The 9,243-nt window shown below is 68.6% G+C and carries 10 protein-coding genes; 4 read left to right on the forward strand and 6 right to left on the reverse strand.

The features are described from left to right. Nucleotides 1-24: 24 nt before the first annotated feature. Nucleotides 25-573: a GtrA family protein gene (locus tag ACAM49_RS25660; RefSeq protein WP_369638119.1), complete on the forward strand. Its 549-nt coding sequence runs from the start codon at nt 25-27 to the stop codon at nt 571-573. Here ACAM49_RS25660 and ACAM49_RS25665 read toward each other — a convergent pair. The 6 genes from ACAM49_RS25665 to ACAM49_RS25690 all read right to left on the reverse strand — a co-directional run bounded on the left by ACAM49_RS25665 (nt 539) and on the right by ACAM49_RS25690 (nt 5,698). Continuing rightward, on the reverse strand, nt 539-1,846 hold the full coding sequence (locus ACAM49_RS25665) for an ATP-binding protein (RefSeq protein ID WP_369638120.1): 1,308 nt from the start codon (nt 1,844-1,846) through the stop codon (nt 539-541). The genes ACAM49_RS25660 and ACAM49_RS25665 overlap by 35 nt on opposite strands. Beyond that, nucleotides 1,843-2,535 (reverse strand): response regulator transcription factor, encoded by a 693-nt coding sequence (locus ACAM49_RS25670; protein ID WP_369638121.1) that lies wholly within the window; start codon nt 2,533-2,535, stop codon nt 1,843-1,845. Before ACAM49_RS25670 ends, ACAM49_RS25665 begins: the two co-directional genes overlap by 4 nt. Before the next feature lie 38 nt (nt 2,536-2,573). Next, nucleotides 2,574-2,957, reverse strand: a complete 384-nt coding sequence (locus ACAM49_RS25675) for a hypothetical protein (protein ID WP_369638122.1) — start codon at nt 2,955-2,957, stop codon at nt 2,574-2,576. 113 nt (nt 2,958-3,070) lie between these two features. Continuing rightward, nucleotides 3,071-4,381, reverse strand: a complete 1,311-nt coding sequence (locus ACAM49_RS25680) for a sensor histidine kinase (RefSeq protein WP_369638123.1) — start codon at nt 4,379-4,381, stop codon at nt 3,071-3,073. Nucleotides 4,382-4,465: 84 nt separating this feature from the next. Continuing rightward, complete coding sequence (locus tag ACAM49_RS25685; protein WP_040805082.1) at nt 4,466-5,143, reverse strand: response regulator transcription factor; 678 nt, start codon at nt 5,141-5,143, stop codon at nt 4,466-4,468. 9 nt (nt 5,144-5,152) lie between these two features. Then, a complete protein-coding gene (locus ACAM49_RS25690) occupies nt 5,153-5,698 on the reverse strand; it encodes a PH domain-containing protein (RefSeq protein WP_369638124.1) in 546 nt (181 codons plus the stop codon). Between the two features lie 193 nt (nt 5,699-5,891). Here ACAM49_RS25690 and ACAM49_RS25695 point away from each other — a divergent pair, with 193 nt between their 5' ends. The 3 genes from ACAM49_RS25695 to ACAM49_RS25705 form a co-directional block, all read left to right on the forward strand. Next, a complete protein-coding gene (locus tag ACAM49_RS25695) occupies nt 5,892-6,845 on the forward strand; it encodes an acyl-ACP desaturase (protein WP_369638125.1) in 954 nt (317 codons plus the stop codon). A gap of 104 nt (nt 6,846-6,949) precedes the next feature. Next, nucleotides 6,950-8,317, forward strand: coding sequence for a protein kinase (locus ACAM49_RS25700; RefSeq protein WP_369638126.1), 1,368 nt, complete (start codon nt 6,950-6,952; stop codon nt 8,315-8,317). A 119-nt stretch (nt 8,318-8,436) separates the two neighbouring features. Then, nucleotides 8,437-9,243 (forward strand): serine/threonine-protein kinase (locus tag ACAM49_RS25705; protein ID WP_369638127.1); only part of this gene is annotated, 807 nt, incomplete at its 3' end.

A 9,243-nucleotide genomic window follows, 5' to 3' on the forward strand; every position in this document is an offset into this window, starting at 1 on the left:
GCGCCGGAGACGTAGACTCGCGGGGTGTCATTTGTCGACGAAGTGGTCAATCGCCTGCCCGCACCGCTGCGGGCCCTCGCGGACCGCCATTACGAACTGCTGAAGTTCGCGATTGTCGGTGCGACCACGTTCGTCATCGACCTGGGCATTTTCTACGTCCTGAAATGGACGATCCTGGACACCAAGCCGACCGTGGCCCGCATCCTGTCGGGCACCATCGCGGTCATCGTGTCCTACATCCTGAATCGGGAATGGACCTTCGACAAGCGCGGCGGCCGCGAGAAGCACCACGAAGCGCTGCTGTTCTTCCTGGTCAGCGGCATCGGCGTCGGCCTGGCCGCGCTGCCGCTGTGGGTCTCGAGCTACGTGTTCGACCTGCGCCAGCCCAATGTGAGTTTCACCGTCGAGAACATCGCCGACTTCTTCAGCGCGTTCATCATCGGCAACCTGCTGCAAATGGCATTCCGGTTCTACGCCATGAAGAAGTGGGTCTTTCCGGACGAAATGCAGGAACTGCAGGACGAATTCGAAGACCTGGTCAGCGAGAACGAGGAACAGCTGGGCCACAGCTGAGGGTGACGGTCAGGCGGACACCGCCGGACGCACTTTCCTCAATGGCCGCGGTACCGCCGTGCAGGCGGGCCTGCTGCGCCACCAGTGCCAGACCCAGACCGCTGCCCGGGGTCTCGCTCGCCCGGTAGAAGCGTTCGAAGACCCGCTCCCGGTCCCCTTCGGGGATGCCGGAGCCGTTGTCGTCGATGGTCAGGACGACATGATCATCCGTTCGCCGCGCCGCTATTTCGATGCGGGTGGCCGCGCCGTGGCGGACCGCGTTGGTGAGGGCGTTCTCCACCACCGAGCGCAGGCCCGCGGCCAGACCGCGCAGGCGAATCGGCTCGACCTCCTCGGCGATCACGGTCACACCGGGATGCATCCGCCGCGCGTCATCGACGACCTGGTCGATGAGCTGGCCCAGATCGAGGTCCTCCCAATCGGATTCGGTGGTCAGATCACCCACCGCCAGCCGCTCCAGCGCGAACAGCGTTGCTTCGACGGCACTCTGGGTGGCGAGGATCTCATCGATGATCTCCGCCCGCTCGCGCTCCGACACCGGCAGGGACCGCAGCACCTGCAGATCGGTGCGCATGGCGGTCAGCGGCGTGCGCAGCTCGTGCGCGGCCGTGGCGGCGAAATCCCGTGCGGTGACCAGGGCTTCGTCGGTGTGCTTCCGCTCGGTCGCGATGCGGTCGAGCATGGTGTTCATGGCCTCGGCCAATTCCGTTGTCTCACTGGCCACGGGATGACGCGGCGTCTCCAAGGCCACCCCCTCCCCCAGTCCCGCCGTGGCCGCGGTCAAGCGCCGCAGCGGCACCACCGCCCGATGCGCGAAATACCAGCCCAGCAGGGCCGCCAGTACCACCCCGGCCAGACCGATCGCCACGATCCGGATCCGCTGCCGCGTGGCCGAATCCGAGACCACGTCATTGGAGACCGTGACCGCCACGGGATTGCCGTCCAGCGCCACGGTCCGTGAGTACTCCATATCCGGACTGCCCGGATCCGCCCGCGTGATGAGCACGCCCGGTTTGGGGCTCGCCGGTAGCGCCGGGACGGGCACTGCGGGAGTGCCCGGCGTCGCGGGAATCGAGAGCGGCGGCTGCGCCGGACTGAGCGCGATCGCCTTGATCACCCGGCCCGTCTGGTTCGCCGCATCGGTCGGTGCGAAGACGAACAGCACCACCGACATGGCCGCCACCACGACCGCCGCCGTCGCCGCGCTGGCGAACGCGACACGCGCCCGCAGCGACATCGGCCGCCGCGGACGCGGCATCCGAATCCGGCTCACGGCTCGGTCCGCAGGACGAACCCGACGCCTCGGACGGTGTGGATCAGGCGCGGGCATCCGGTGTCCTCGATCTTGCGGCGGAGATAGGAGACGAACACGTCCACGACCTTGGTCTGGGTCTCGAAGTCGTAGCCCCAGACCCGGTCCAGCAGCTGGGCTCTGGAGAAGACCTGGCCGGGTGCGGCGGCCAGCGCCGCCAGCAGGTCGAATTCGCGTTTGGTGAGGTCGAGGGGCGTGCCGTCGATGGCGGCCCGGCGGGCGCCCGGCTGCACGGTCAGCGGGCCGACCACGATGCGGTCGTCGGCCACATGGGCGGGCGCGGGGGCGCGGCGCAGCATGGCCCGCAGGCGGGCGACCAGCTCGCCCAGATCGAACGGCTTGGTGAGGTAGTCGTCGGCCCCGGCCTCCAGGGCGTCGATGCGGTCGGTGACCTCGGAACGGGCGCTCAGCACGCAGATCGGGATGTCGTTGCCCAGCGAGCGCAGGGCCGTGACCACCTGCACGCCATCCAGATTCGGCATGTTCAGATCCAGCACCATGGCCTGCGGGGCATCGGCGCCGATATGGCGGAGCGCGGCGGCCCCGTCCGCCGCGGTCTCGACCTCGAAACCCGACATTCGGAGCCCCCGCGCCACCGACGCCAGCACCCTGACGTCGTCGTCCACAACCAGAATCCGGGGACCCGTCACGAGATCAGACGATACTGACGCAGGCTGAGAGAACGTTCTCAGCGAACCGGGCTCACCACGATGGTGTCGGACGGTGAACCGGGGACGCCGTGGTCGTCGCGCTGGATGATCACGTGCTGGCCCGGCCCGGGCACACTCGGCTGCAGCGGGATGGCGGGCACCGCACCCGGCGGCAGCGGCTGGCCGGGCTCGGCCGGGCGCACGGTGACATTGCCGTCCTGATCCTGGGTGACCAGGACGCCCGGGCCGCCGGGGAGCGCGGGCGCGGGCGGGGCCGCCGGTCCGGCGCTGCCCGTATTCGCCAGCGCCGCAATCGAATCCGGGGTCGCGGCATTGGCGACCGCGGGAATCGCGAGCACTCCGAGGGCGGCGGCGCCGAGGACACCGGCGGTGACGGTGCGGCGGACGGTGCGCTTCTGCATGACATCTCCTGCTCTCTGGTCGACGATCGCTCGTCGCTTCCTTCTGACGAATCCGAAGGTAGGAAGCGACTTCTCAGCGCCGACTAACGAACAGTTAGAGAACGGATAGAAGATCAGCGCGGCTCGGTGCCGACGGCGATCGGGCGGGAGGCGACGCCGGAGGAGCCGAGGAAGACCGCGAAGAGGGCCGGGCGGCGGCGTTGCAATTCGAGGCGGCCGCCGTCGGCTTCGATCAGGGCGCGGGCCAGGGCGAGGCCCACACCGGTCGACCCCGCCGCGGAGAAGCCGCGGTCGAAGATGTGGGGGGCCAGCTCATCTCGGACACCGTCACCCTCGTCGGCGACCTCCACGACCACGAGCGGTTCGCTGTCGTCCATGCGGCCCGCGACCGTGCGCACCGAGACCGTGCAGGTGCCGCCGCCGTGCATGAGGGCATTGTCGACCAGCACCGCAAGCGCCTCGCGCAGGCGCGAACCCGTCACGGGCGCTTTGAGAGTCGGGTCGCCGAGCAGCACCAGTTTGCGTCCGGCCTCGGCGAAGGGATGCCGCCATTCCGCTACGACACTGCGCAATTCGGCGACCACCGGCACCGGATCGCGTTCGGCCGCCCCCTCGTCGCGGGAGGCGCGCACCAGTTCGTCGATGGCGTCGGTGAGCCGATCCACCTGCGCCATGGCCTCTTCCGCCTCGTGCACGACCGCCGGATCGTCGTTCACCGACAGCTCGTCCAGCCGCAGGCGCACGGCCGTGAGGCGGCTGCGCAGCTGATGCGAGACGTCGGCGACGAGCGCGTGCTCGCGCTGCAACCGGCCCGCGATTTCCACTGTCGCCGAATCCAATACGTCCGAGACGCGATCCAGCTCGGTGATGCCGTGGCGGCGCGGATCGGCGCGGAAGTCGCCCATGGCCAGCCGGGCCGCGCGGGCCGCCACATCCCGCAGCGGGTCGGCCACCCGGCGCGCGGTCACCACCGCCACCGCGATGCCCGCGCCCAGCGAGATGAGCACCAGGCCCAGCACCGCGCCCAGCGCCTGCCGCTGCATGGAATGCATTGGGGCCGAGGGCACTTCGAGCCGCAATGAGCCGTCCGTGCCCATCGACCAGGACTCGGCCAGCGGATCCTCGACCGTCTCCGCGCCGACATCGATCCGCTTGTTGGACTCCGCCGCGGTCGGATAGATGATGGTCAGCCGCCCGTTGGCCGGAATCAGCAGCCGCACCGCCCGGGTGTCCAGGTCCCCCTGCACGATGCCGTCGCGCTCCTGCCGCGTCACCTCCTCGGAGATGAGCTCGAGCCGGTTGCGCAGTTCATTGCGGTTGATGTCCTCCACCCACTGCCAGGCCGTGAACGCCAGGGGCACACCGAGAACCAGGGTGGTGAGGGTCAACGCGGCCACCATGGACAGCAGGATTCTGCGTCTCATCGTCGAGATGCCTCGCTTCGCCGGGCCTGCGGGAGTCTTACGAGCGCGGAAGAGCACAACAAGGGATCGGTTCGAGCGGCCGAGCTAGTCGGTATTGAACCGGAAGCCTACGCCGCGCACCGTCACGATGCGGCGCTCCGCCACCGGCCCCTCGTCGCCGATCTTGCGGCGCAACCAGGACATATGCATATCCAGCGTCTTGGAGCCGCGCAGATCCGCGTCGCCCCAGACCTCGCGCAGAATGGTCTCGCGCGAGACCACCTGCCCGGCCCGATCGATGAGCACCTTCAGCAGCTCGTACTCCTTGTTGGCCAGATTCACCTCGATGCCGTTCACCAGCACCCGGCGCGCCGCGGGTTCCAGGCGGATGCCGCCCACCTCCACGGCCTCGTCGCCGATTCCGCTGCGCCGCAACAGCGCCCGCACCCGGGCCAGCAGTTCGGCGAGCCGGAACGGCTTGCCCACGTAGTCGTCCGCGCCGGCGTCCAGGCCGACCACGAAGTCCACCTCGTCGGTGCGGGCGGTGAGCATGAGCACGGCCAGTTCGGCGCCGCGCGCCCGCACCTGGCGGCACACCTCGAGGCCGTCCATGCCCGGTAGCCCGAGATCGAGAATGAGCAGGTCGTGACCGCCTTCGAGGGCCCGCTCCAGCACGGCGGGGCCATAGCTCTCCACGGTCACCGAATAACCCTCACGGCCCAGCGCCCGCGACAGCGGCGCGGCGATGGCCTCGTCGTCTTCGGCCAGCAGTACTGCGGTCACGGAACAAGACTACGGGTACGGGCTCGCGGATCCGTATGACCCGCCGCCGTTCGGATTGTTCTGCACCACATCGAAGACCTGGTGATAGAGCATGGCGTGCACCTTCTGCACATGCGGAATGTCGTCGTACTCCAGCGGATCCTCCGACGAGGAGCCGATGATCAGCGTGCCGGTGCCCAGCATCCGGTCGAACAGCCCATGGCGGAACTGCACATTCGAGATCCGGTTCATCGGAATGTCGATACCGGTATGGGTGAGCACGCCCTGCCGGATCAGCACCCGGCGATCGGTCACGATGAAATGCGTCGACTTCCAGCGAATCAGCGGAGCGAGACTGCGCCACAGCACGATACCCAGCCACACCGCCAGAATGCCGAGCAGCAAACCGGTCTGGAGAGTGCCCTCGGTATTGTGCGCCGAGACTCCCAGGCCGAATCCGGCCAATGCCGTGATCAGGATGAAAGTCACAGCGGGCCAGAACAACATCTTCCAATGCGGGTGGCGGTGCAGCAGCAGCACCTCTTCGGGCGCCAACGCCTCCTCGGGATAACCCATGGGAGAAACCCTATCGCGCGGAGATGCCGGAATGCCTCACGCCGACCTGCGGCCCAGGGCACAATCGTGCGGTTGCCGGTACGATCGGCTCCCACGTGTTGCCTTTTACTTCCGAGTTGTACCGCAAGACCTTCGCTTGTCCCGAGCAAGACCGTTCTGGATCTACCCGGTGTGCATGACACAGGAGGCGTGTGTGACCCGCGAGTTGACGCAGTATCAGATTCTCCATGAGCTCGAACCCGTCGCCGAGGCGAATTTGAACCGCCATCTGTCGATGGCCAAGGAATGGCACCCCCACGATTACGTGCCCTGGGACGAGGGCCGCAATTTCGCCGCCATGGGCGGCGAGGATTGGGATCCCTCGCAATCCAGGCTGAGCGAAGTCGCCAAGATCGCGATGATCACCAATCTGCTCACCGAGGACAATCTGCCCAGCTATCACCGCGAGATCGCCGAGAACTTCTCGCAGGACGGCGCCTGGGGCACCTGGGTCGGCCGCTGGACCGCCGAGGAGAACCGGCACGGCATCGTCATGCGCGATTATCTGGTGGTGACGCGCGGCGTGGATCCGGTGGCGCTGGAAGAGGCGCGAATGATCCACATGACCAATGGCGCGCAGTCCCCGGATGATTGGGGCGGATTCCTGGAGAACGTCGCATACGTGACATTCCAGGAACTGGCCACCCGTGTCTCGCACCGCAATACCGGCCGGGTGTGCAACGACCCCGTCGCCGACCGCATGCTGCAGCGCATCGCCGCGGACGAGAACCTGCACATGATCTTCTACCGCACCCTGTGCGGCGCCGGCCTGGACCTGGTGCCCGACCAGGCCATCGAGGCGGTCACCAAGGTGCTCACCAACTTCGTGATGCCCGGCCACGGCATGCCGAACTGGCGGCGCAACGGCGTCATGATGGCCAAGCACGGCATCTACGACCTGCGCCAGCATCTGGACGAGGTGGTCGCTCCGGTGCTCAAGAACTGGAACGTCTTCGAGCGCAACGACTTCGGCCCGCGCGGGGAGAAGGCGCGCGACGAGCTGGCCGCCTACATGGACAAACTCGGGCAGGACGTGCTCAAGTTCGAGGAGCAGCGCGACCGGATGCTGGCCCGGGAAGCCGCGCGCGGCGTCCTGCAAACCGTCTGATCGCACGCGGATTCGTGCGCACCCGCCACGGCGGATTCGTGCCCACCGATATAAGCGTTGTGCACGATTCAAACAAGTTCGGTTCGCTAAGGTAGTCCCCCAGTGTGACGAGAGGAATTCCGTTGGGGGATGGCTACCTGGGCCGATACCGCCTCGACGAACTGCTCGGCAGCGGCGGGTCGGCGGAAGTATGGCGTGCGCACGACACCGTGGCGGACCGCACCGTCGCGCTCAAGGTGCTGGCGCCCGTGCTCACCGCCGATCCCGAATACCGCCGCCGCTTCGAGCGCGAAGCCCGGGCCGCCTCACTGCTGCACGGACCGCACGTGGTGGCGGTGCACACCTACGGTGAGCTCGAGGGGCGGCTGTTCATCGACTCGGAGTTCGTCGACGGCCTCGACATCGAGGCGCTGCTGGAATGGGAGGGCCCGATGGCCCCCGACGCGGCCGTCGACCTCATCGCCCAGATCGCCACGGCACTGGACGAGGCGCACGCCGCCGGACTGATCCATCGGGACGTCAAGCCCCAGAACATCATCGTCGCCCCCGACGACATCGCCTATCTCATCGATTTCGGCACCGCCCTGCAGGACGGGCAGACCGCCATCACCCAGGCCGGGATGCTGGTCGGCACTCCCGCCTACATGGCGCCCGAGCGCTTCGACGGCACCGTCTCGACCCGATCCGACATCTACTCGCTGGCCTGCGTCCTCTACGAATGCCTCACCGGCGAACGGCCTTTCCGGCTGCGCAATCCGGCCCAGCTCATGCGCGCCCATCTGGAACGCACCCCGGAACCCCCCTCGACACTGGCGCCCGCGGTGCCCGCGGCCCTGGACGCGGTGATCGCCCGCGGCCTCGCCAAGAATCCGGGCGAACGCTACGCCACCGCGGGTGAATTCGCCGCGGCCGCGCGCGCCGCGCTGACCGGCGACGGGGCGACCGTGGTGATCCCGGCGCTCCCGGCCGAGCTCCGGACCGCACTGCGGGCCGCACGCTCCGAGCCCGGCACCGACACGCGAACCATTGCGCTGCCGACGAACCCGCGCCTCGCGGCGAGCCCGGCCCTCGCGGCCGCGCCGCCGCGTCGGCAATGGACCGAACGGCGCGCGCTCACCGCGGCCGGGCTGCTCATCGCGGTGGCGGCGGTCGCGATCGGGACGGCCTGGTTCACCGGGCGCACCGCGGAATCCGAGCCCGATCGGGAGCGGATTCCGGCCACCTTCAACGCGAGAACGCAGCTACCGCAAACGATTCCGCCGACCACGGCACAGCCCGTCGAGCAGCCACCGGAAACGACGGACGCCCCGCCGCCCGAGGAGCCGGTAGTCCCCGAGACCGCCGCCCCGGCGCTGCCGCCGTGGACCGTGCCGACCCTGCCGCCCCTGCCCTGGACGATTCCCGCGATCCCGCTGCCGGTGCCCAAGCCCGGCGGCGGCAAGCACCCGGATCATCCCCGCGGACCGCGCTGAGCCCGCGCCGGGTCGACGAATCCGGGCCCGTCCCCGTGAAAAACCGACCCGCATGAACACTGCGACCTTTCGGGGGTAGTGCCCAGGGGAAGACGATTCCCGGCACGAAAGGACTTCCCATGGGGGACAGGCGGTTCGGTCCCTACCGACTCGAAAACCTGCTGGGCAATGGCGGAACCGGGCAGGTGTGGCAGGCCCATGACACGCGCACCGACCGCACGGTCGCGGTGAAACTGCTGGCGCGCGAGCTCGCCGCCGACGACGTCTACCGGCGACGATTCCAGCGCGAGGCGCGCATGGCGGCCCGGTTGCGCGAACCACACGTGGTGCCCATCCACACCTTCGGCGAGGAGGACGGGCAGCTGTTCATCGATATGGCCTTCGTGGACGGCTCCGACCTGGGCAAGCTGCTGCGCCTGCGCGGGGCGCTGCCGCCGGTCATGGCCGTCGACATCGTGTCGCAGGCCGCGGCCGCCCTGGACGAGGCGCACCGGAGCGGGCTGCTGCACCGGGATGTCAAGCCCTCCAACATCATCGTGATGCCGAGCGGGTTCACCTATCTCATCGACTTCGGCACCGCGCAGCAGATCGGGCAGTCCACCATCACCGGTGCGAGTCTGGTCATCGGGACGCCCGCCTACATGGCGCCGGAACGATTCACGGGCACGGCCACGCCGCGCTCGGACATCTATTCGCTGGCCTGCGTGCTCTACGAGGCCCTCATCGGCCGAAGACCCTTCCCCGCCGAGGACGCGCCCGGCCAGATGCACGCCCACCTCTCCTTCGACCCGCCGCATCTCACCGATACCGATCCGAGCCTGCCCGCCGAGCTCGACGCCGCCATCATCCGGGCCCTGGACAAGGACCCGACAAAACGCTTCCCGACCGCGGGCGAATTCGCCGCGGCCGCCCGCACCGCCCTCACC

This window comes from Nocardia sp. JMUB6875, assembly GCF_041154655.1.
In the GTDB taxonomy this organism is placed as follows: domain Bacteria; phylum Actinomycetota; class Actinomycetes; order Mycobacteriales; family Mycobacteriaceae; genus Nocardia.